The following is a 19,957-nucleotide window of genomic DNA, read 5'->3' on the forward strand; positions in this document are numbered from 1 at the left end:
TCTCACCGCTTCTGAGAATCATTGTCAAAGTGGGGTGCGGCAGGATGGCCTTCGTGTCCCCGCTGATCTCCGCCCCCGACCTCCGTGCCCGGCTCGGGTCCGTCACCGTGCTCGACGTGCGCTACCGGATGGGCGGCCCGCCCGGGGCGTCGGAGCACGCCGCCGGGCACGTGCCGGGGGCGGCGTACGTCGACCTCGACGCCGACCTCGCGGCGCCGCCCGGACCTGGCGGCCGGCACCCGCTGCCCGACCCGGAGGTGTTCGCCGCCGCGATGCGGCGGTGCGGCGTGCGCCGCGACCGCCCGGTCGTCGTGTACGACGACTGGTCGGCGCACGCGGCCGGCCGCTGCTGGTGGCTGCTGCGCCACCACGGCCACGACGACGTCCGGGTGCTCGACGGCGGGTACGCCGCCTGGGTCGCCGACGGGGGAGACGTCGAGACGGGCGACGTGTCGCCACCGCCCGGCGACCTCGTGGCCACACCCGGCCGGCTGCCCGTGATCGGGCCCAGCGACGTCGGCGACGTCGACGTGCTCGTCGACGCCCGGGCGCCGGAGCGCTACCGCGGCGAGGTCGAGCCCGTCGACCCGGTGGCCGGGCACGTCCCCGGCGCCGTCAACGTGCCGACGGCGCGCAACCTCGACGCCGCCGGGCGGTTCCGGTCACCCGCCGAGCTGCGCGAGGTCTACACCGCCGCCGGGATCACCGACGGCTCCGACGCCGCGGTCTACTGCGGCTCCGGCGTCACCGCCTGCCACGACCTGCTCGCCCTCGAGGTCGCCGGCCTCCCCGGCGCCGCGCTGTACCCCGGTTCCTGGAGCGGGTGGGTCGCCGACCCGACCCGTCCGGTGGAGACCAGCTGAGGCAACGCCGGCAACGGTGATCGAGCCGGGCGAGCGCCAGCGAGCCCGAGTCGAGATCCGGCGAGGGAAGGCACCCTGCGGGGGTCTCGACTCGCAGGGACTCCGTCCCCGCGGCTCGACCACCGTGCGGTGGTCGCCCTATGGCGACGGCGTCACCAGTGAATGCCCTTGAACACCTTGGCGAGCATGATCTGCTCCGACTCGCGGGTGCCGCCCTCGGGCACCTGGCCCTTGGCGGCGGCGGAGTCGGGGAAGACGTGGTAGGCCATGTTGAGCAGCCGGAACGCCAGCTTGGGGGCGACGGTGTGGGCGACGGCGCCGACGTTGCCGAGCAGGGTGTTGATCTCGTGGGGCCGGTCGACCATCGCCGAGATCACCGTGTCGGCGGCCTGGGCCGGTGAGATGGTGGGGAACTTGTCGTAGAGCTTGGTCGGCGCGATCATCGGCGTCCGCACCAGCGGCATGTGGATGTTGGTGAAGGTGATGCCGTTGCCCACCACCTCGGAGGCGACGACGTTGCTCCACGAGTCGAGGGCGGCCTTGCTGGCGACGTACGCCGAGAACCGCGGCGGGTTGGTCTGCACGCCGATCGAGGACACGTTGACGACGTGGCCGGACTTCTGGCGCTGCATCGCCGGCATCAAGCCCATCACCAGCCGGATGGCGCCGAAGTAGTTCAGCTGCATGGTGCGCTCGAAGTCGTGGAAGCGGTCCTGGCTCAGCCGCAGCGACCGGCGGATCGAGCGGCCGGCGTTGTTGACCACGAAGTCGACCGACGGCAGCTCGGCATCGACCTGCTCGCAGAGCCGGTCGATGGCCTCGAGGTCGGACAGGTCGCACGGGTAGACGTGGGCCGTGCCGCCGCGCAGCTCGATCGTGGCCCGGGTCTCCTCCAGCTTGTCCTTGCCGCGCGCGACCAGGACCGGGATGCCGCCGGCCTGGGCCACCTTGAGCGCGGTGACCTGGCCGATGCCCGAGGAGGCGCCGGTGATCACGACGTGCTTGCCGGCCAGGGCGTTGCGCACCCGCGGGTCGCGGCCGGTGGACTCGTCGAGGTTCTCCTCCCAGTAGCCCCAGAGCGTGCGGGCGTAGCCCTCCAGGTCGGGGACCGCGATGCCCGAGCCGGCCAGGGCCCGCTCGGTGCGGGTGGAGTCGAAGACCGCGGAGAAGCCGGTGTGCGCCACGACCTCGGCCGGGATGCCGAGCCGCCCCAGGGTCTGGTCGAGCACGAGCTGGGCCGGCTTCTGGCGGGCGAGCGCGGTGAGCACGCGGCCGGGGCGCAGGGCCGCCGGCACCGGGAGCCGCGGCCCGACGGTGGCGACCTGGGGTGCGCCGGCCGCCTTGCAGAACAGGTTGACCAGCTCGACGGTCGGCTGCGGCTCGGGGTTGACCAGGTGGAACGCCTCGCCGTCGCGGTCGGGCAGGTGGGCGAGGTGGTCCATCGCCTTGGCGACGTAGTCGACCGGGACGACGTTGGTCTCGCCCAGGTCGACGCCCGCGAGCGGCAGCCACGCTGGCAGCACGTCGCGCAGCGCCTTCATCAGCGGGAAGAAGTAGTAGGGGCCGTCGACCTTGTCCATCGCGCCGGTCTGGGAGTGGCCGACCACGATCGCCGGCCGGTAGACCCGCCACGGCACGGTGCTCTCCTCGCGCACGATCCGCTCGGACTCGTACTTGGTGCGGTGGTACGGCGACGGCAGGTGCTGCCCCTCGCCGAACATGGTCTCGTCGAAGTGACCGCGGTGGTCGCCCGCCGCCGCCACCGACGACACCTGGTGGAAGCAGCCGGCCTGCAGCGCACCGGCGAGGGCGACGGCGTTGCGGGTGCCGCCGACGTTCAGCGTCTCGTTGGTCGCGTCGTCGGCGGTCATGTCGTAGATCGCCGCGAGGTGGAAGAAGTGGTCGACCTCGCCGACGTGGTCGGCCACCCACTGCGCGTCGACGCCCAGCTCGTCGTCGGCCAGGTCGCCGACCACCGGGACCACCCGGTCCGAGCCCCACCCCCGCATCAGCGTCTCGAGACGCTGCATCGACCCGGCCCGGCACAGCACGAAGACCTCGCCCTCGCGGTGGTCGACGAGCTCCTGGACGAGGTGGCGGCCGATGAAGCCTGTGGCGCCGGTCACGAAGTAGGCCATGCGCCGCACCCTACTGATCAATCGGCGCGAGCGCGTCGGCCTGTTCGGGCGTCGCCGCCGCACGAGGAGGGCGGTGGCCCGAGCCGCTGCGGCGGCGCCGCACGGGTCCGCCACGCTGCCGCGACGGGCTCGGAGGAACCGGCGGTGGTGGAGGAAGGCGCGCTAGCGTCTGTCTCGACCACCGCGCAGGTCAGTCGTTGCCGGGCCCGCCGAACATGATCTCGTCCCAGCTCGGGACCGAGGCGCGGCCCTTCTTCTTCTGGACCGGACGGCGGGCGGGCTCCTCGACCTGCGGCGCGGGTGCCGGGTCGGGGTCGGCGGCGGCCGCGTCGACGGCCTCCTCGCGCAGCGCGGGGTCGTCGGAGGCGGGGGTGTCGTCGAGGAAGGCCTCGACCGGGTCGTCGGCCGGCTCGGGGTCGGAGACCAGCTCGATGGCGTCGTCGCCCAGCGGCAGCTCGTCCTCGGCGACCGAGGTCAGGCGGCGCTCGCGCACCGGCTGGAGGTCGTCGCGGGCCGGGGCCGGCGACGGCACGACCTCGCCGATCAGCCAGCGGGCGTCCTCGTCGTCGAGGACGACGTAGTTGCCGGGGAGGTCGAAGGTCAGGTGGGCGGTGCCGGTGCGCACGGGCAGGGCGTAGCCGGCCGCGAGCGTCCAGCGGCCGTCCTCGCGTCGCCAGGCGTCCCACTCGACGCCGTCGGGGTCGATGTTGAGCGAGCGGAGGTGGGCCTCGACCGACTCGCCGAGGGTGCGGCCCTGGGCGCCGGAGGTGCCGGCCTCGCCGGTGGGACGGCGTACGTGGGCGCGCTGGGCGCGGTCGGCGACGTGCTGCCGCTCGGCGAGGACCGGACCGACGAAGGCCATGATCTTGTCGACGCTGGTCTGGGCCGCCCGGGCCACCTGCTCGGCCGACTCTCCCGCCCGGATCCGGGCCTGGATGTCGCGTGGTCGCAAGGTGCTGTCCATGGTGATCTCCAACTGGCCGAGACGTGAGGCATCGCCGCGCAGGGCGGCGCGGAGGCTGGGCGTGACGGGGAGCGTGTACGTCGCGCCGTGGTCGTCGACGAGGAGCAGCGTCGCGCGGTCGTCGCTGACGCCCGCGAGGGCGAGCGAGGCCTGCCGCGGCTGGGCGGGAGCGTCGTCCGCGGCGGGTCGACCGGGCGTCGCCGTGACCTGCTCGGCCCTCTCCATCGTGTGCCCCATCCCGTGCGCTCGGTCGTCCGCTCGACCCTACGCCAGCGGTCGCACGAAGCCGGGGCGGCGCGCCCTAAGGTCGAAGCGTGCCCGGCACCCTCGTCACGCTCGACCTCGTCGGGATCTTCGTCTTCGCGATCTCCGGCGCGCTCGTCGCGGTCCGCAAGGACCTCGACGTCTTCGGGGCCCTCGTCCTCGCCGGTACGACGGGTCTCGGTGGCGGCTTCCTGCGCGACGTCCTGATCGGGGCGACGCCACCCGCGGCGCTGGCCGACTGGCGCTACCTCCTGGTGCCGATCGCCGCAGGGTTGCTGACGTTCTGCTGCCACGGCGCGCTGGGCCGGATGGAGCGCCAGGTCTCGGTCTTCGACGCGTTCGGGCTCGCGCTGTTCTGCGTGGCGGGGGCGCTCAAGGCGCTCGACCACGGGCTCGGACCCGTGCCGGCGGCGTTGCTCGGCATGGTCACCGGCATCGGCGGCGGCATGCTGCGCGACCTGCTGGCCGGGCGGGTGCCGGTGATCTTCAGCGGTGAGCTCTACGCGACGCCGGCCCTGGCCGGCGCCGCCGTCACCGTCGTCGGCGTGCGGGCCGAGCTGCCGCTCGCCGCGGTCGCGGTCACCGGTGCGCTGGTCTGCCTGGTGTGGCGGCTGCTGGCGCTGTGGCGAGGCTGGCAGGCGCCGTTGCCACGGGGTCCCGCCAGCGTCTGACCCGGCCGCGGCCCACGTGCCGGTCGCCTCAGAGCGTGCGTCCCGCGACCACGGCCCCGGGCGGCAGGTCGTCGACGACCACGGTGCACGTACCCGACGGCACCGTGCAGGCGTGGACGGCGCCCGACCGGTCCGGCCGCTCGAGGACGACCATCACGGTCGTCGCGTCGAGCCACCCGGCCAGGTAGGAGAAGGCCTGCGGGGCCGCGGCCGCGGCCGCTCGCAGGTCGAGGTCGACCACGCGGTCCTCGCGCGCGTCGTAGACGCCGCGTCCCGCGGCGGTCGCGCTGCCTCGCGTCATGGCGATGCCTCCGACGATGTCGTCGGCCGCGACGTAGCGCCCGTCGGGCGAGAGGACGACCGCGGTCTCGTAGCCGAGCCCCTCCTCGCCGTCGGGGCCGGCGAGCACGATCCCGTCGGCGGGCGCCGACGAGCGGACGCCGGCCACGACCCCGGCCTCGACGTCGACCACGGCCAGGTCGTGGGGGCGGTGCTCGCCGGTCACCAGGTCGAGGACGATCTCGCCGCGGCCGTCGGCGAGGTACGCCGACCCGCCGTCGACGTCGTGCAGGCTCAGGCGCTCGCCGGTCGCGGGAGGGTCGAGCGCGATGCGGGTGGTCTCGAGCGTCCGGGTGTCCACCACGGCGAGGTCGACGGCGTCGCCGTCGCGCTCGATCCAGGCCGCGGCGTGCCCGTCGGGGTCGGCCTGGAGCAGGCTCACGGGGTAGTCCTGGCCGGCCGGGTCGCCGGCCGACCCGAGGTCGCGCTCGCTGCCGTCGGCGTAGCCCGCGACGGTTCCTGATGAGAGGTAGACGTAGCCGTCGAGGGTGCGGACCAGCCGGTCGACCGGGCGCGCCAGCTCGACCGTCCGGTCGCCGTCGACGACCGTCGTGCCCACGGCGTAGACCGGCGCCGGGGTCCGGGTGCCCGTCGGGAACGGGTCGGCCGGCTCGGGCGAGGTGCGGGCGGGGTCGGGGCCGGTGAGCACGACGGTCAGGGCCGCCGCGGCGGCCAGCCCGGCGACGCCGCCGGTCACCGCGGCGGCGCGGCGGCGTCGTACGCCCCGGTCGCCGGCGGCACGCACGGCGTCGAGGTCGACGGGGGCGAACCCGGCCTGGTCGGCCCGGGTGTGCAGCGTCTCGCGCAGCCGGTCGGTCATCGGGTCGTCCCCATCGGGTCGGGTGCGGGGAGGAGGTCGGGGTCGTCGCCGAGCCGCCGGCGGAGCTTGGCCATGGCGGCCGAGACCTGGCTCTTCACGGTACCGACGCTGCAGCCCATCGCATCGGCGGTCTGGGCCTCGGTGAGGTCCTCGTAGTAGCGCAGCACGACGGCGGTGCGCTGGCGCACCGGCAGCTGGAGCAGCGCGGCCCACACCGCGTCGTGCTCCACGACGTGGGCGGCGTGGTCGCCGACGGCCGAGGGGCCACCGGGCCGCTCGGGGAGGCGCTCGACGGCGCGTTCGTGCCACGACCTGCGGCGGAACCAGGAGATGGCGGTGGTGGTGATCGCCCTGCGCGTGTACGCCTCGGCGTGGCCGAGGTCGTGCAGGCGGGGCCAGGCGACGTAGGTCTTGGTGAGGGCCTCCTGGACGAGGTCCTGGGCGTGGCCGGTGTCGCCGACCATGAGGTACGCCGCGCGCTGCAGCGCGGGGGAGCGCGCGGCGACGAACTCCGCGAAGTCCGCGCGATCGCGGGACAGACGGCTCATGACGGGTTCGGGACCTCACGCGTGAGCGGGGTCGCCGTCCTTCCGGGCCGCCGCGGTCGTCCGCACGGCCAGGCTCGCCACCAGCGCGAGGACCCCGCCGCCGACCGCGACCAGGTAGGCCGGCGAGGCCCCGGCGTGGTCGACGACGATGCCGGCGAGCGCGGCGCCGGGTGCGACGCCCGCGACGATGCCGGTCTGCACGAACGCCATGCCCTCGGTCAGCCGCGAGGGCGGCACCGCCTGCTCGGCCAGTGACATGGTGGCGATCAGGGTCGGCGCGATCGCGAAGCCCGCGACGAAGAGCACCGCACCCATCACCCACACGGTGTCGATGAGCACCAGCGGCACCATGGCGACGGTCATCGCCGCAGCCCCGATCCGCAGCCGGGCGAGCACGGCGCGCTTCCACGTCACCGCGCCGGTGAGGACGCCGGCGATCAGGCTGCCGGCCGCCCACAGCGCCAGCAGCACCCCGGCCAGCGCCTTGGCCCCACGCTCCTCGGTGAACGCCACGGTCGTGACCTCGGCGGCGCCGAACAGCGTGCCGAGGGCGAGCGATGCCACCGAGAGCGGGACCACGGTCTCCCACGGCATCCGCGCCCGGTCGCGCCGGTCGGTGACCGGCGGGTGCGGTGGCGGCTCGGTGGCCCGCTGGGCGCTGAACGCGAGGGTGCCCGCGACGCCGGCGACCAGCGCGGTGGCGAGACCGGCGACGGGGTGGACCGCCGTGGCCAGCACGGTGACCAGGATCGGCCCGGTGATGAAGACGGCCTCGTCGGCGACGGCCTCGAGGGCGAACGCCGTCTGCCGGTCGGCGTGCTGGGTGAGCACGTGCGCCCACCGCGCGCGCACGCACGAGCCGACCGAGGGGAGCGAGGCCCCGGCGACCGCCGCGAGCGCGTACGTCGCCGCGAGCGGCCACCCCGACTCGACCGACCACATCAGCGCGGCGAGCGCGACGCCCCACAGCGCGATCGCGACCGGCAGCACGCGCGACTGCCCGAGCCGGTCGATCCAGCGGGCCTGGAGGATGGCGCAGCCCGCGTTGGCGAGCAGGGCGACACCGGAGACCGAGCCGGCCAGGCCGTAGGACCCCGACTCGGCCTCGACGAGCAGGACGATGCCGAGGCCGACCATCGCGATCGGCAGCCGGGCCACCAGGCCGGTGGCGGAGAACAGCGCAGCGCCCGGCTTGACCAGGATGCGGCGGTACGTGTCGAGCATGTCCGGGGGAGCATAGGCCCGCGGGCGTGGGCCGACCCGATCGGGCGTCACCCCTCTGGTGGAGCGCCCCCTCCTACGATGTGGGCGTGCCCGACGCGACGCCGTACGACGCCCTGCTCCTGGTCTCCTTCGGCGGACCGGAGGCCCCCGACGACGTGGTGCCGTTCCTGGAGAACGTCACCCGCGGTCGTGGCATCCCGCGCGAGCGGCTGGAGGAGGTCGGGGAGCACTACTACCTCTTCGGCGGCCGCTCGCCGATCAACGACCAGAACCGGTCGTTCCTGGCGGCGCTGCGTGCCGACCTCGACGAGCACGGCGTCGACCTGCCGGTCTACTGGGGCAACCGCAACTGGGACCCGTACCTGACCGAGACCCTGCGCCAGATGACGGCCGACGGCGTCCGCCGGGCGGCGTGCTTCGTCACCAGCGCCTACTCGTCGTGGTCGAGCTGCCGCCAGTACCGCGAGAACCTCTACGACGCCGTCGCCGCGCTCCCCGAGGGCGCCGACGCCCCGGTGCTCGACAAGCTGCGGCACTACTTCAACCACCCCGGCTTCGTGGCGCCGGTCGTCGACGCCACCGTCGCCGCACTGGCCGACCTGCCGGCCGAGTCGCGGATCGTGTTCGTGACCCACTCGATCCCGACGGCGATGAACGACGCGAGCGGCCCGCCCGAGATGGACGGCGCCTACGTCACCCAGCACCGCGACGTCGCCCAGGTCGTGGTCGACGCGGTCGCCACCCAGACCGGACGCCGCCACGAGCACGACCTGGTCTTCTGCTCCCGCTCGGGCTCGCCGCACGTGCCGTGGCTGGAGCCCGACGTCAACGACCACCTCGAGGAGCTGGCTGCCGCCGGGGTGCCGGGAGTGGCCGTCGTGCCGGTCGGGTTCGTCTCCGACCACATGGAGGTCATCTACGACCTCGACACCGAGGCCGCCGCCACCGCCGAGCGGCTCGGGCTGCCGTTCCGCCGGGCCGCCACGCCCGGCGACGACCCGCGCTTCGTGGCGGTCGTGCGCGACCTGCTGCTCGAGCGGGCCGCCGTCGAGCGCGGCACCGAGGTCGCCCGGGCCGCCGAGGGCACGTTCGGGCCGTGCTGGGACCGCTGCCCCGTCGGGTGCTGCCCCAACCCGCGCGCCCCGCGCCCGGCGCTCACCGGCGTCCCCGAATGAGCCGGCCCGCCACCGGGCTGGCCGCCGAGCTGGCCGACCTGGCCGTCGAGGTCGCCCGGGAGGCGGCCGAGCTCGTGCGCGACCGGGCCCGCGGCACCGTCACCGTCGCCGACACCAAGACCAGCGCGATCGACGTCGTCACCGAGGCCGACCGCGCCACCGAGGCGCTGGTGCGCGAGCGCCTGCAGGCGCGCCGTCCCGACGACGCGATCCTGGGCGAGGAGGGCGACGACGTGCCCGGCACCTCGGGCGTGCGTTGGGTCGTCGACCCGATCGACGGCACCGTCAACTTCCTCTACGGCATCCCGCAGTACGCCGTCTCGATCGCCGCCGAGGTCGACGGCGAGGCCGTCGCCGGCGTCGTGGTCGACGTCGCCAAGGGCGTCGAGTACGTCGCCGGCCCCGGCGCCGACGGCACCACGGTCGCCCTGCGCGACGGCGTACCGATCCGGGTCGGGCCGCCCCGCCCGCTCGACCGGCGCCTGGTCGGCACCGGCTTCTCCTACGTGACCGAGGTCAAGGTCGTCCAGGCCGCCGCCGTGGCCCGCCTGCTGCCCCGCATCCGCGACGTACGCCGCCTCGGCTCGTGTGCGCTCGACCTGTGCCACGTGGCCGAGGGACTGCTCGACGCCTACGTCGAGGAGGGCGTCAACCTGTGGGACCACGCCGCCGGCGGACTGGTCGCGCGGGCGGCCGGTGCCAGCTCCGTGACCGGCCCCGGAGCCGGCGGTCTGACCCTGCTGGTGTGTGGTCCGACACACGGCTTCGACGACCTGGTCCAGGCCACCCGCGACGCGGGGTTCTGGGCGGAATAGCGCGGTGTCCAGCGCCGTTCTGGGCACCGTCTACCGACCGGTGTTCCCCCAACGGGATCCATGGTGCATGATCTGCCGCGCCGGGCGGGGGCCGACATCCAGGGACATTGACAGTAGAGGGGAGTGAGCGACGCGATGGCGACTGACTATGACGCACCGCGCAAGAACGAGGAAGAGCAGTCAGAGGAGAGCATCGAGGAGCTCAAGGCACGGCGGCACGACAAGAACTCCGGCAAGGTCGACGAGGACGAGACCGAGGCCGCCGAGTCCTTCGAGCTGCCCGGCGCCGACCTCTCCCACGAGGAGCTCGCCGTCGAGGTGAAGCCGAAGCAGGAGGACGAGTTCACCTGCATGAGCTGCTTCCTGGTGCACCACCGCAGCCAGCTGGCCGACGAGAAGAAGATGATCTGCCGCGACTGCGCCTGATCCAGCCGTACGCCGACCCGCCGTCCCCGCTCCGTGGGGCCGGCGGGTCGTTGGTCTCGGGGCGGGTGGCGGGTCGCTGGTCGAGGGGGTTGCGCCGGCAGCCGCGACCGACGCTGGTCGGGGAGGTTGCGCCGGCAGCCGCGACCGACGCTGGTCGAGGAGGTTGCGCCGGCAGCCGCGACCGACGCTCGTCGAGGAGGTTGCGCCGGCAGCCGCGACCGACGCTGGTCGAGGAGGTTGCGCTAGCAACCGTCTCGAGACCACGGGGCCCGAGACTCGCGGACCTTCGGGGGCAGAACTCGCGGTTCGGGGGCGATGTTTCGGCCCCGAGGTGCGGGTTTCCCCGGTGCACCGGGGAAGTTGGCACCCGGTCCGGTCCCACCAGTCACGCCGAACCCACCCGCACCACCTACCAGGCAGAACCTGAGCTCCCCAGGCGATGCAATGCCCGGGAACTTCAGACTTCCCCGGTCCACCGGTGAAATCCCGCCTGCCAGCCCCCGCCGACGGACCGGCGCGAGCGGCGGCTACTTCCCGTCGCGACGCAGGTCGGGCGGCAGGTGGCCGGTCGAGCGGTGGTAGTACGACGCGGCGCGGCGCTGGGCCAGCATCCGGGCGAGGCCGATGAGGGCGCCGCTGACCACGGCCCAAGCGACGGCCTCGCGGAGGTCGACGTCGGGGTCGGCCGGGTTCTCGGGCGGGTTCTTGCTGGTGGCGACCTTCCAGGAGGCGTTGATCCCCTTCTTGGCCACGGCTGCCGCGCCGAGCGCGGAGACGAGGGAGAAGACCGACCAGAGCTTGGAGCTGTCGGAGCCGCTAGAGGTGTCCTTCTTCGCCATGGGCACGACCCTAGCGCCCGGGCTCGTCGCGGTGAGCGGACACCGCCTGCACGGCGGCGGCGAGCTCGTCGGGGTGCCGGGTGCCGACCAGCCAGTACGGCGCCGGGTCGGCGGGGTCGGTGATCTCCACCTGCACCGCGCGGGCGAGGTAGGGCCGCAGCATCAAGAAGGCGCGGGCGTCGGCGTCGACGCCGGCCGCGCGGCGGGCCTGCTCGGCGTCGAGGGAGCGGGCGGTGCCGAGGTGGGCGGCCTCGATCCGCGCCCGGCCGACCCGCAGCTCGCCGTCGCCGACCACGATCCGCGGCGAGCCGTAGCTGCGCAGCGCGCCGACCATCAGCGCCAGCGCGAGCGCGGTCACCGACCAGGCCAGCGGCCCGGGCACCGCGACGACGAGGGCGAGCCACAGCGAGACCACCAGCATCGAGCACTGGACCCACCAGCGCAGCGGTACGGCGAGTCGCTCGTCGTAGGCCGTCACCACGGGTCAAGCCTCGCACCCGGGCCAGGGCCGGCACGTCATAGGGTCCGTCCGTGCCCGACCTCGAGATCCAGGTGGTCCGCCTCGACCCCGACCTGCCGCTGCCGGCGTACGCGCATCCCGGTGACGCCGGCGCCGACCTGGTGACCACGGTCGACGTGACGCTGGCGCCGGGGGAGCGGGCGCTGGTCCCGACCGGGGTGGCGATCGCGCTCCCGGACGGCTACGTCGCCCTGGTGCACCCGCGCTCGGGCCTCGCGGCGCGGCACGGGCTGTCGATCCTCAACACCCCCGGCACCATCGACGCCGGCTACCGCGGGGAGGTCAAGGTGCTGCTCGTCAACCACGACCCGCGCGAGCCGATCGAGCTGCAGCGCGGCGACCGGATCGCCCAGCTGGTGGTGCAGCGGTTCGAGCGGGCCGCGTTCGTCGAGGTCCAGAGCCTCCCCGACAGCGCCCGTGGGAGCGGGGGCTACGGTTCTACAGGTGGTTTCGCACCACCCTTGTCCGCCACCGAGGAGTGACCCCGTGAAGTTCCGCCGCAAGTCCACCGTCGGGGCGGCCGACCCCGCCGTCGAGGAGTCGGCGACGACGGCCGAGCCCGCCGAGGGCCCCTACGACGCCGACGACCTGCCCGACGACGGGCTCGAGCGCGTCGACCTGGGGTCGCTGCTGATCGCCCCCACGCCCGAGCACGAGCTGCGCATGCAGGTCGACGAGGCCTCCGGCCAGGTGCAGTCGGTGATGCTGGCCGGTCCCGAGGGTGCCGTCGAGATCCGCGCCTTCGCCGCCCCGCGCCACGGCGACCTGTGGAGCGAGGTGCGCCCCAAGATCGCCGCCGACATGACCCAGCGCGGCGGCACCGCCACCGAGCGCGAGGGCCGGTTCGGCCCCGAGCTGCTCTGCGAGATCCAGGTCAAGCGGCCCGAGGGCAACGCGGTCCAGGCCTCGCGGATCGTCGGCATCAACGGCTCACGCTGGCTGCTGCGGGCCACGTTCCTCGGCAAGCCCGCCCGTGAGGTCGACGACTCGACGCGGTGGGAGGACGTGCTGACCAGGGTCGCCGTCCGCCGCGGGAGCGACCCCAAGATGGTGGGCGAGCCGCTGCCGCTGGTGCTGCCCGAGAGCGCCCGCCGGGTGACCCCGCCGGCCCAGGGCTGAGCGTCGCGGCGACCATGGCCGAGAAGAGCCGGCTGCGGCGCACGATCAGCAGGTGGGCCAACCCCGACGACACCTACGCCCGCGACATGCGGCGCACCTACGCCGGTGCCGGTGACCTCGCGATCGTCGATGCGCCCGACCGTCAGCTGGTCACGCTGCGCGGCACGGTGCGCACCGTCACCGTGCGCCCGCGCGGCGGCGTACCCGCCCTCGAGGCCGAGCTGTACGACGGGTCCGGGGTGCTGACGATCGTCTGGCTCGGCCGCCGGCGGATCGCCGGGATCGACCCCGGTCGCGGCATCCAGGTGCGCGGGCGGATCGGCGTCCACGACGGCGTCCGGATCATCTACAACCCGCGCTACGAGCTGATCGCGTGACGACCGGCGAGCACGAGGACCACGCCGCACGCGCCGCAGCGGGTCCGGGAGGCCCGGGGGGCCTGGACGGACCCGAGAAGCCGGCCCCGACGGTGGCCACGGTCGAGGCGATGGTCCGCCAGCAGATGTCGGCCGCGCTCGGCGGCCGGCGCGGCATGCTCGAGGCGGCGGTGCCCGGGCTGATCTTCACCGCGGTGTGGCTGCCGACCAAGGACCTGCGGCTCGCCCTGGTCCTCAGCCTGGCCTCGGCCGGCATCGCCCTCGCGGTCCGGCTGCTGCAGCGCAGCACGCTGCAGTACGTCCTCAACGCGCTCTTCTCGATCGGCATCGGCTACGTCTTCGTGCGGATCGCCGCCGGCAGTGGCGGGTCCGAGGACGACCAGGCGCTCGCCTTCTTCCTCCCCGGCATCCTCTACAGCCTCGCCTACACGATCGTGCTGTTCGGCTCGGTCGTCGCGCGCTGGCCCGCGGTCGGGTTCATGCTCGGCAGCGTCACCGGCGACCCCACCGCCTGGCACGCCGACAAGCAGGTCGTACGGCTCTGCTCGCGGCTGACCCTGCTGCTCGGCGCCCCCGGCGCCGTCGGCGTCGCCCTGCAGGGCCCCGTGTGGGTCCTCGGCTGGCAGGACGCCATCGACACCGGCACGGCCGTCGCGATCATCGCCGCGCTGCGCTACGGCCTCGGCTGGCCGCTGCGGATCGCGTCCTGGTCGGCGATGGTGTGGCTGCTCGCCCGCAACGCGACGCCCCTGGAGCCCGGCACGCCGTCGTGACGTGGGTGCCGCCGCTGCGGGGGTCTCGACGCGCCCGTTCCGGCTCCGTCCCCTTAGCCGGGGGGCTTGGTCGGGTGCGACCCGGGCGCCAGCAGCCGCTCCAGCTCGTCCTCGAGGTCGGCCGGGACGACGAACAGCAGCTCGTCGCCGGACTCGACCGGCTGCTCGGGGTCGGGCACGTAGACCTGGCCGTCGCGCAGGATCGTCACCAGGGCGCAGTTCTCCGGGAACGGGATCAGCCCGGTCGGCTTGCCGACGTACGGCGAGTCGGTGGGCAGCGTCATCTCGACCAGGTTGGCGCCGCCCTGGCGGAAGGTGAACAGCCGCACCAGGTCGCCGACGGTGACGGCCTCCTCGACCAGGGCCGACATGATCCGCGGGGTGGAGACGTTGACGTCGACACCCCACGCCTCGGTGAACAGCCACTCGTTGCTGGGGTGGTTGACCCGCCCGACGGTGCGCGGCACCCCGAACTCGGTCTTGGCCAGCAGCGAGGTGACCAGGTTGACCTTGTCGTCGCCGGTGGCGGCGATGACGACGTCGCACTTGTCGAGCCGCGCCTCCTCCAGGGAGGACAGCTCGCAGGAGTCGGCGAGCAGCCACTCGGCGTCGGGCACCCGCTCGGGCTGGACCGAGCGCGGGCTCTTGTCGATGAGCAGCACCTCGTGGCCGTTCTGGATCAGCTCGGCGGCGATGGAGCGGCCGACGGCCCCGGCCCCGGCGATGGCGACTCTCATCCCTGCTCCTCAGGACCGTTCTTGATGATCTGGAACACGTGGCCGGCGTCGGCCTCGCGCATCACCAGGTGCAGCAGGTCGTTCTCCTGGATGACGGTCTCGCGGTCGGGCAGCATCCCCTCGCCGAGCCGGTCGATCCACGCGATCCGCGCGCCGGTCTGGGCCTGCAGGGCGATGGTGCGCTGACCCACCCAGACCTCCGGCACCGGCACGTGGTCGACCCGGATGGCGCCGCTGGGGTCGCGGAAGTCGGGCTCGGCGCCGGCCGGGAGCAGCCGGCGCAGGACCTGGTCGGCGGTCCACTTCACGGTCGCGACCGTCGTGATGCCGAGCCGCTGGTAGACCTCGGCGCGGCCCGGGTCGTAGATCCGGGCCACGACCTGCTCGATGCCGAACTGCTCGCGGGCCACCCGGGCGGCGATGATGTTGGAGTTGTCACCGCTGGAGACGGCGGCGAACGCGTCGGCCCGCTTGATGCCGGCCTTCTCGAGCACCGTCTGGTCGAACCCGTAGCCCGTCACCTTGTCGCCGTTGAACGCCGGGCCCAGCCGCCGGAACGCATCGGGCTCGCTGTCGATGACGGCGACGGTGTGGTTCCGGTCCTCGAGACTGCGCGCCAGGGTCGAGCCGACCCGGCCACAACCCATGATCACGACGTGCACGGGGATCACGGTATAGGCACGGTGCTCCCCTATGCTCCAGCCGTGGGTGTGGGTGACGTCTCCAAGCGAATACTGCTGGGGCGCAAGCTCCGGAGTGCGCAGCTGGGGGAGACCCTGCTGCCCAAGCGGATCGCCTTTCCCATCTTCGCCAGCGACGCGCTGTCGTCGGTCGCCTACGCCCCCGACGAGATCTTCATCATCCTGTCCCTGGCCGGCGTCAGCGCCTACGCCTACTCGTGGTGGGTGGCCATCGCGGTCGCGATCGTGATGCTCGCCGTGGTCAGCTCCTACCGGCAGACCGTGCACGCCTACCCCAGCGGCGGCGGCGACTACGAGGTCGCGACCGTCAACCTCGGCCAGAACGCCGGCATCACCGTCGCGGCCGCGCTGATCGTCGACTACGTCCTGGTCGTGGCGGTGTCGCTGTCCTCGGCGGCGCAGTACGCCGCGTCGGCCCTCGGGTTCCTGGCCGAGCACGAGGTGCTGGTCGCCGTGGGGCTGGCGGTCTTCCTCACCCTGACCAACCTGCGCGGCGTGCGCGAGTCGGGCACGACGTTCGCGGTGCCGGCGTACGCCTTCATCGTGGGCATCACGGTGATGTGCGTGTGGGGGTTCGCCCGCGACCTGATGGGCGACCTGCCGGAGGCGGCGAGCGCCGACCTCAGGATCGTCGAGGCGGAGGGCTACGAGGGCACGATCACCACGATCGCGCTGGTCTTCCTGGTCGCCCGCGCCTTCTCCTCCGGGTCCGCGGCGCTCACCGGGGTCGAGGCCATCTCCAACGGCGTCCCGGCCTTCCAGCGCCCGAAGAGCCGCAACGCCGCCACCACGCTGGCCCTGCTCGGGTTGATCGCGATCACGTTCATGATGGGCGTGGTCACGCTCGCCCGCGAGATGCACGTGCGCTACGTCGACCCGCACGACCTCGACCGGCTCACCTACGCCGACGGCAGCCCGCTGCCCGACGACTACGACCAGCCGACCCTGATCGCGCAGATCGCCGACGGCGTCTTCGACCACTTCCCGCCGGGCTTCTACTTCGTCGTGATCTCGACCGGCGTGATCCTGGTGCTGGCCAGCAACACGGCGTTCAACGGCTTCCCGGTGCTGGGCTCGATCCTGGCCCGCGACGGGTTCGCGCCCCGCGCCCTCGGCTCGCGCGGCGACCGGCTCGCCTACTCCAACGGCATCGTCTTCCTCGCCGTGATGGCGATCCTGCTCATCATCGCCTTCGACGCCCAGGTCACCCGGCTGATCCAGCTCTACATCGTGGGCGTCTTCGTCAGCTTCAACCTCAGCCAGCTCGGGATGATGCGCCACTGGAGCCGTCGCCTGGCCACCGAGCGCGACGCCGCCGAGCGGCGCCGCATGCAGCGCTCGCGCATCATCAACGCCGTCGGCCTCGCGCTCACCGCCGCCGTCCTGGTCGTGGTGCTGCTCACCAAGTTCCTGCAGGGCGCCTGGATCACGATCCTGGCGATGGGCACGTTCTTCATGCTGATGAAGGCCATCAAGAAGCACTACGTCAGCGTCAACCAGGAGCTCGAGGTCGACGAGGCCGACAACCTGCTGCCCACGCGGGTGCACGCGATCGTGCTGGTCTCCAAGGTGCACAAGCCGACGCTGCGGGCGCTGGCCTTCGCCAAGGCGTCGCGGCCCAACATCCTCGAGGCGGTCTACGTCGCCAGCGACCCGCGCGAGACCAACAAGCTCATCGACACCTGGGAGCGCCGCAACCTCGGCGTCCCGCTCAAGCTGCTGCACTCGCCCTACCGTGAGCTGGTCAACCCGATCGTCGCCTACGCCACCGAGATCCGGCGGGCCAACCCGCGCGGCGTGGTGGCGGTCTACATCCCCGAGTACGTCGTGGGCCGCTGGTGGGAGCAGCTGCTCCACAACCAGACCGCCCTGCGGCTCAAGGGCCGGCTGCTGTTCACCCCCGGCGTGATGGTGATCTCGGTGCCCTTCCAGCTGCGGTCGTCGCAGATCGCGGTCGAGCGCGAGGAGCGCGAGGCGCTCCGCTCGCGCCCGGGCGACACCCGCCGCGGTCAGCGGTGACGCGATGAGCCGACGGACACCCCGCGGACGCCCGCGGGCCCGCCAGGCCCGCGGCGCCTCGCGGGTCGGGGAGCGGTTCGAGGTCGAGGTCGGCCCCGTCGGGCACGGTGGGTTCTGCGTGGCCCGCCACGAGGGTCGCGCGGTCTTCGTGCGGCACGCCCTGCCGGGGGAGCGCGTGGTGGTGGCGGTGACCGAGGGCACCGACGGCGACCGGTTCTGGCGCGCCGACGCCGTGGAGGTGCTCGACCCGTCGGCGCACCGCGTCGAGGCGCCCTGCCCGTACGCCGGCCCCGACGCGTGCGGCGGCTGCGACTTCCAGCACGTCGGCGTCCCGCACCAGCGCGACCTCAAGGCCGCCGTCGTCGCCGAGCAGCTGCGCCGCCTCGCCGGCCTCGAGGTCGACGTCGTGGTCGAGGCCGTGCCCGGCGACGTGGGCGGGCTCGGCTGGCGCACCCGGCAGCGCTACGCGCGCCTGCCCGACGGTCACCGCGCGATGCGCAAGCACCGCTCGCACGACCTGGTGCCGGTCGACCAGTGCCTGCTCGAGTCGCCCGACCCGGCCACCCACCTCGTGCACGGCGTCGCGTTCGAGGTGGCCGACGAGGGCTTCTGGCAGGTCCACCCCGGTGCACCCGAGACGCTGGTCGACGCGGTGATCGGTGCTCTCGACCCGCGGCCGGGGGAGTCGGCCCTCGACCTCTACGCCGGCGTCGGGCTCTTCGCGCGGTTCCTCGCCGACCGGGTCGGTGACCCGGCCCGGGTGACGACGGTCGAGGGCAACCCGGCCGCCTCGGCGTGCTCGGCGCGCAACGTGGCCGGGGCCACCACGCTGACCGGCGACGTCGCGACCGTGCTCGCGGGCCGCTCGGCCCAGCCGGTCGACCTCGTCGTCCTCGACCCCTCCCGCGAGGGCGCCAAGCGGGCGGTGGTCGAGCAGGTCGCCGTCCGCACGCCCCGGGCCGTGGCCCACGTCGCCTGCGACCCCGCAGCCCTGGGCCGCGACGTCGCCCTCTTCGCCGAGCACGGCTACCGGCTCACCTCGCTGCGCGCCTTCGACCTCTTCCCGATGACCCACCACGTGGAGTGCGTCGCGCTGCTGGAGCGAGGCTGACCGGCGCGGGTCAGCGCACGACGTCGTAGACGAGCTTCTGCACGCCGTTGGCGTAGGTCTGCGACTCGGTGACCCGCAGCACCTGCTGGGCCTTGTCGGTCTCGCTGAAGTAGCGCTTGCCGGCGCCGAGCAGGACCGGGAAGACCAGGAGGTGGAAGCGGTCGACGAGGCCGGCGTCGGTCAGGTTGCGGACCAGGCTCGCGCTGCCGTGGATCGAGATCGGGCCGCCCTCGGTCTCCTTGAGCGCCGCGACGTCGTCGAGGCTGCGCAGGATGGTGGCCGGCCAGCGCGGCTCGAGGGCGGCCTCGTCGAGGGTGGTCGAGACGACGTACCGGGGCATCGCGTTGTAGCGCGGGAAGACGTCGGTCATGTCGGGCCACACCGGCGCGAACGCCTGGTAGCTGACCCGGCCGAGCAGCAGGGCCGTGGCCTCCTCCTGCTCGCGTCCCTTGAGCTCGTAGGCGGCGTCGTCGTGCTCGACGGCCTTGAAGGTCCAGCCGCTGCTGCGGTGGCCGGGCTCGCCGCCCGGGCCCTCGACGACGCCGTCGAGGGAGAGGAAGGCGGTGGCGATGAGGGTGCGCATGGGGTGCTCCTGGTGAGTCGTCGGGGGGTGCTGTCACCCTCTCCACGAACGGGCCGGGTGTCATCCGACACCTCGCCGCACTTTTGTTTTGGTCCGGGTCGGACAGGATGGCCTTCCGCACCCCCGACGGAAGGTCCCAGATGCCCATCTCCCTCGACAAGGTCGAGTCCACCGCCCCCGAGCTGGTCTCCTTGGCCAAGCAGGCCAAGGTCAGCCTGGAGAAGCGCAACCTGTTCGGCAGCCGCGCCAAGGTCGCGGTCGTCATGGACTTCAGCGGCTCGATGTCGCGCGAGTACAAGGAGGGCCGGGTCCAGCGCCTCACCGAGCGCATCCTGGCGCTCGCGACCCAGCTCGACGACGACGGCGCGATCGACTTCTTCGTCTTCGACTCCAGCGCGGCCTACCTCGGCGAGGTGCCGCTGACCAACTACGCCGGCGCCGTCGATCGCCTGACGCAGGGACGCCGGATGGGCACCACCGACTACGCCGGCGCGTTCCGCACCGTGCGCGACCACTTCGGGTTCCCGCCGCCGCAGGTGGTGCAGGGCGAGAAGAAGGGCCTGTTCGGCCGCAAGAAGAAGGTCGAGGGCGCCGTCGACGTGGCCCTGCCGCCCGGCATGCGGCCGGCCAACGAGCCGGTCTTCGCGATCTTCCTCACCGACGGCGCGCCCAACTCCAAGCCGCAGGCCGTCCAGGCCCTCATCGAGGTCTCGACCGCGCCGATCTTCTGGAAGTTCCTCTCGATCGGCAAGGAGTCCTTCGAGTTCCTGCAGAAGCTCGACGACCTCGAGGAGCGGGTGATCGACAACGCCGACTACAAGCCGATCGGTTCGATCGACGCGCTCAGCGACGAGCAGCTCATCGACGCCCTGCTCGACGAGTACGGCGAGTACGTCGCCGAGGCCCGCCGCCTCGGCATGGTCGTCTGACC

Annotated in this window: 22 protein-coding genes; 12 read left to right on the forward strand and 10 right to left on the reverse strand. The window is 73.5% G+C overall.

Annotation, left to right across the window (positions count from 1 at the left end; all coding sequences use genetic code 11):
• The first annotated feature begins 44 nt into the window (after positions 1-44).
• A complete protein-coding gene (locus AC4MBH_RS21270) occupies positions 45-863 on the forward strand; it encodes a sulfurtransferase (protein WP_491797406.1) in 819 nt (272 codons plus the stop codon).
• Positions 864-1,015: 152 nt separating this feature from the next.
• On the opposite strand, the gene AC4MBH_RS21275 is transcribed toward AC4MBH_RS21270, so the two are convergent.
• Both AC4MBH_RS21275 and sepH read right to left on the reverse strand, forming a co-directional pair.
• Positions 1,016-3,001, reverse strand: coding sequence for an SDR family oxidoreductase (locus tag AC4MBH_RS21275; protein ID WP_491797407.1), 1,986 nt, complete (start codon positions 2,999-3,001; stop codon positions 1,016-1,018).
• A 190-nt stretch (positions 3,002-3,191) separates the two neighbouring features.
• Positions 3,192-4,190 (reverse strand): septation protein SepH, encoded by a 999-nt coding sequence (sepH, locus tag AC4MBH_RS21280; RefSeq protein WP_491797408.1) that lies wholly within the window; start codon positions 4,188-4,190, stop codon positions 3,192-3,194.
• A gap of 89 nt (positions 4,191-4,279) precedes the next feature.
• On the opposite strand from sepH, the gene AC4MBH_RS21285 reads away from it, so the two are divergent.
• Positions 4,280-4,900, forward strand: coding sequence for a trimeric intracellular cation channel family protein (locus tag AC4MBH_RS21285; RefSeq protein WP_491797409.1), 621 nt, complete (start codon positions 4,280-4,282; stop codon positions 4,898-4,900).
• A 28-nt stretch (positions 4,901-4,928) separates the two neighbouring features.
• Here AC4MBH_RS21285 and AC4MBH_RS21290 read toward each other — a convergent pair whose 3' ends face one another.
• From AC4MBH_RS21290 to AC4MBH_RS21300, 3 genes are read right to left on the reverse strand one after another with little or no spacing between them, the layout of a single operon-like run.
• On the reverse strand, positions 4,929-6,059 hold the full coding sequence (locus AC4MBH_RS21290; protein ID WP_491797410.1) for a hypothetical protein: 1,131 nt from the start codon (positions 6,057-6,059) through the stop codon (positions 4,929-4,931).
• A complete protein-coding gene (locus AC4MBH_RS21295; protein ID WP_491797411.1) occupies positions 6,056-6,607 on the reverse strand; it encodes a SigE family RNA polymerase sigma factor in 552 nt (183 codons plus the stop codon). The genes AC4MBH_RS21290 and AC4MBH_RS21295 overlap by 4 nt, the downstream gene beginning before the upstream one ends.
• Positions 6,608-6,622: 15 nt before the next feature.
• Entirely contained in the window at positions 6,623-7,831 is a 1,209-nt protein-coding gene (locus AC4MBH_RS21300; protein WP_491797412.1) for an MFS transporter, read from the reverse strand.
• 86 nt (positions 7,832-7,917) lie between these two features.
• Between AC4MBH_RS21300 and AC4MBH_RS21305 the strand changes: the two genes are divergently transcribed.
• The 3 genes from AC4MBH_RS21305 to AC4MBH_RS21315 all read left to right on the forward strand — a co-directional run bounded on the left by AC4MBH_RS21305 (position 7,918) and on the right by AC4MBH_RS21315 (position 10,247).
• Entirely contained in the window at positions 7,918-9,006 is a 1,089-nt protein-coding gene (locus AC4MBH_RS21305) for a ferrochelatase (protein WP_491797413.1), read from the forward strand.
• Complete coding sequence (locus AC4MBH_RS21310) at positions 9,003-9,821, forward strand: inositol monophosphatase family protein (RefSeq protein ID WP_491797414.1); 819 nt, start codon at positions 9,003-9,005, stop codon at positions 9,819-9,821. The genes AC4MBH_RS21305 and AC4MBH_RS21310 overlap by 4 nt, the downstream gene beginning before the upstream one ends.
• Positions 9,822-9,956: 135 nt before the next feature.
• A complete protein-coding gene (locus AC4MBH_RS21315; protein WP_491797415.1) occupies positions 9,957-10,247 on the forward strand; it encodes a DUF4193 domain-containing protein in 291 nt (96 codons plus the stop codon).
• 527 nt (positions 10,248-10,774) lie between these two features.
• Here AC4MBH_RS21315 and AC4MBH_RS21320 read toward each other — a convergent pair.
• Entirely contained in the window at positions 10,775-11,086 is a 312-nt protein-coding gene (locus AC4MBH_RS21320) for a DUF4235 domain-containing protein (protein ID WP_491797416.1), read from the reverse strand.
• 10 nt (positions 11,087-11,096) lie between these two features.
• Positions 11,097-11,567, reverse strand: a complete 471-nt coding sequence (locus AC4MBH_RS21325; RefSeq protein WP_491797417.1) for a DUF3093 domain-containing protein — start codon at positions 11,565-11,567, stop codon at positions 11,097-11,099.
• Positions 11,568-11,617: 50 nt separating this feature from the next.
• Here AC4MBH_RS21325 and dut point away from each other — a divergent pair, with 50 nt between their 5' ends.
• From dut to AC4MBH_RS21345, 4 genes are read left to right on the forward strand one after another with little or no spacing between them, the layout of a single operon-like run.
• A complete protein-coding gene (dut, locus tag AC4MBH_RS21330; protein ID WP_491797418.1) occupies positions 11,618-12,088 on the forward strand; it encodes a dUTP diphosphatase in 471 nt (156 codons plus the stop codon).
• 4 nt (positions 12,089-12,092) lie between these two features.
• Complete coding sequence (locus AC4MBH_RS21335; RefSeq protein WP_491797419.1) at positions 12,093-12,725, forward strand: DUF3710 domain-containing protein; 633 nt, start codon at positions 12,093-12,095, stop codon at positions 12,723-12,725.
• 14 nt (positions 12,726-12,739) lie between these two features.
• Entirely contained in the window at positions 12,740-13,102 is a 363-nt protein-coding gene (locus AC4MBH_RS21340) for an OB-fold nucleic acid binding domain-containing protein (RefSeq protein WP_491797420.1), read from the forward strand.
• Positions 13,099-13,875, forward strand: coding sequence for a DUF3159 domain-containing protein (locus AC4MBH_RS21345; RefSeq protein WP_491797421.1), 777 nt, complete (start codon positions 13,099-13,101; stop codon positions 13,873-13,875). Before AC4MBH_RS21340 ends, AC4MBH_RS21345 begins: the two co-directional genes overlap by 4 nt.
• Before the next feature lie 53 nt (positions 13,876-13,928).
• Here the strand turns inward: AC4MBH_RS21345 and AC4MBH_RS21350 are convergent, their stop codons facing one another.
• Together AC4MBH_RS21350 and AC4MBH_RS21355 are read right to left on the reverse strand one after the other, a co-directional pair.
• Complete coding sequence (locus AC4MBH_RS21350) at positions 13,929-14,612, reverse strand: potassium channel family protein (protein WP_491797422.1); 684 nt, start codon at positions 14,610-14,612, stop codon at positions 13,929-13,931.
• A complete protein-coding gene (locus AC4MBH_RS21355) occupies positions 14,609-15,259 on the reverse strand; it encodes a potassium channel family protein (RefSeq protein WP_491797501.1) in 651 nt (216 codons plus the stop codon). Before AC4MBH_RS21355 ends, AC4MBH_RS21350 begins: the two co-directional genes overlap by 4 nt.
• A 57-nt stretch (positions 15,260-15,316) precedes the next feature.
• Between AC4MBH_RS21355 and AC4MBH_RS21360 the strand changes: the two genes are divergently transcribed.
• The gene (locus AC4MBH_RS21360) at positions 15,317-17,332 is read left to right on the forward strand and encodes an APC family permease (protein ID WP_491797423.1); all 2,016 of its coding nucleotides are present in this window, start codon (positions 15,317-15,319) and stop codon (positions 17,330-17,332) included.
• A 4-nt stretch (positions 17,333-17,336) separates the two neighbouring features.
• Positions 17,337-18,443, forward strand: a complete 1,107-nt coding sequence (locus AC4MBH_RS21365) for a class I SAM-dependent RNA methyltransferase (RefSeq protein ID WP_491797424.1) — start codon at positions 17,337-17,339, stop codon at positions 18,441-18,443.
• A gap of 10 nt (positions 18,444-18,453) precedes the next feature.
• Here AC4MBH_RS21365 and AC4MBH_RS21370 read toward each other — a convergent pair whose 3' ends face one another.
• Positions 18,454-19,026, reverse strand: a complete 573-nt coding sequence (locus AC4MBH_RS21370; RefSeq protein ID WP_491797425.1) for a dihydrofolate reductase family protein — start codon at positions 19,024-19,026, stop codon at positions 18,454-18,456.
• Between the two features lie 140 nt (positions 19,027-19,166).
• On the opposite strand from AC4MBH_RS21370, the gene AC4MBH_RS21375 reads away from it, so the two are divergent.
• Positions 19,167-19,955 (forward strand): VWA domain-containing protein, encoded by a 789-nt coding sequence (locus tag AC4MBH_RS21375; RefSeq protein WP_491797426.1) that lies wholly within the window; start codon positions 19,167-19,169, stop codon positions 19,953-19,955.
• Positions 19,956-19,957 lie beyond the last annotated feature (2 nt).

This window comes from Nocardioides sp. WJ219, assembly GCF_058559815.1.

Excerpts from the sequence above, each read along its gene's own strand:
- AC4MBH_RS21270 (WP_491797406.1), top strand. The coding sequence starts at position 45 with ATGGCCTTCGTGTCCCCGCTGATCTCCGCCCCCGACCTCCGTGCCCGG.
- AC4MBH_RS21275 (WP_491797407.1), bottom strand. The coding sequence starts at position 3,001 with ATGGCCTACTTCGTGACCGGCGCCACAGGCTTCATCGGCCGCCACCTC.
- sepH (WP_491797408.1), bottom strand. The coding sequence starts at position 4,190 with ATGGAGAGGGCCGAGCAGGTCACGGCGACGCCCGGTCGACCCGCCGCG.
- AC4MBH_RS21290 (WP_491797410.1), bottom strand. The coding sequence starts at position 6,059 with ATGACCGACCGGCTGCGCGAGACGCTGCACACCCGGGCCGACCAGGCC.
- AC4MBH_RS21295 (WP_491797411.1), bottom strand. The coding sequence starts at position 6,607 with ATGAGCCGTCTGTCCCGCGATCGCGCGGACTTCGCGGAGTTCGTCGCC.
- AC4MBH_RS21300 (WP_491797412.1), bottom strand. The coding sequence starts at position 7,831 with ATGCTCGACACGTACCGCCGCATCCTGGTCAAGCCGGGCGCTGCGCTG.
- AC4MBH_RS21310 (WP_491797414.1), top strand. The coding sequence starts at position 9,003 with ATGAGCCGGCCCGCCACCGGGCTGGCCGCCGAGCTGGCCGACCTGGCC.
- AC4MBH_RS21315 (WP_491797415.1), top strand. The coding sequence starts at position 9,957 with ATGGCGACTGACTATGACGCACCGCGCAAGAACGAGGAAGAGCAGTCA.
- AC4MBH_RS21320 (WP_491797416.1), bottom strand. The coding sequence starts at position 11,086 with ATGGCGAAGAAGGACACCTCTAGCGGCTCCGACAGCTCCAAGCTCTGG.
- AC4MBH_RS21340 (WP_491797420.1), top strand. The coding sequence starts at position 12,740 with ATGGCCGAGAAGAGCCGGCTGCGGCGCACGATCAGCAGGTGGGCCAAC.
- AC4MBH_RS21350 (WP_491797422.1), bottom strand. The coding sequence starts at position 14,612 with ATGAGAGTCGCCATCGCCGGGGCCGGGGCCGTCGGCCGCTCCATCGCC.
- AC4MBH_RS21355 (WP_491797501.1), bottom strand. The coding sequence starts at position 15,259 with ATGGGTTGTGGCCGGGTCGGCTCGACCCTGGCGCGCAGTCTCGAGGAC.
- AC4MBH_RS21365 (WP_491797424.1), top strand. The coding sequence starts at position 17,337 with ATGAGCCGACGGACACCCCGCGGACGCCCGCGGGCCCGCCAGGCCCGC.
- AC4MBH_RS21370 (WP_491797425.1), bottom strand. The coding sequence starts at position 19,026 with ATGCGCACCCTCATCGCCACCGCCTTCCTCTCCCTCGACGGCGTCGTC.
- AC4MBH_RS21375 (WP_491797426.1), top strand. The coding sequence starts at position 19,167 with ATGCCCATCTCCCTCGACAAGGTCGAGTCCACCGCCCCCGAGCTGGTC.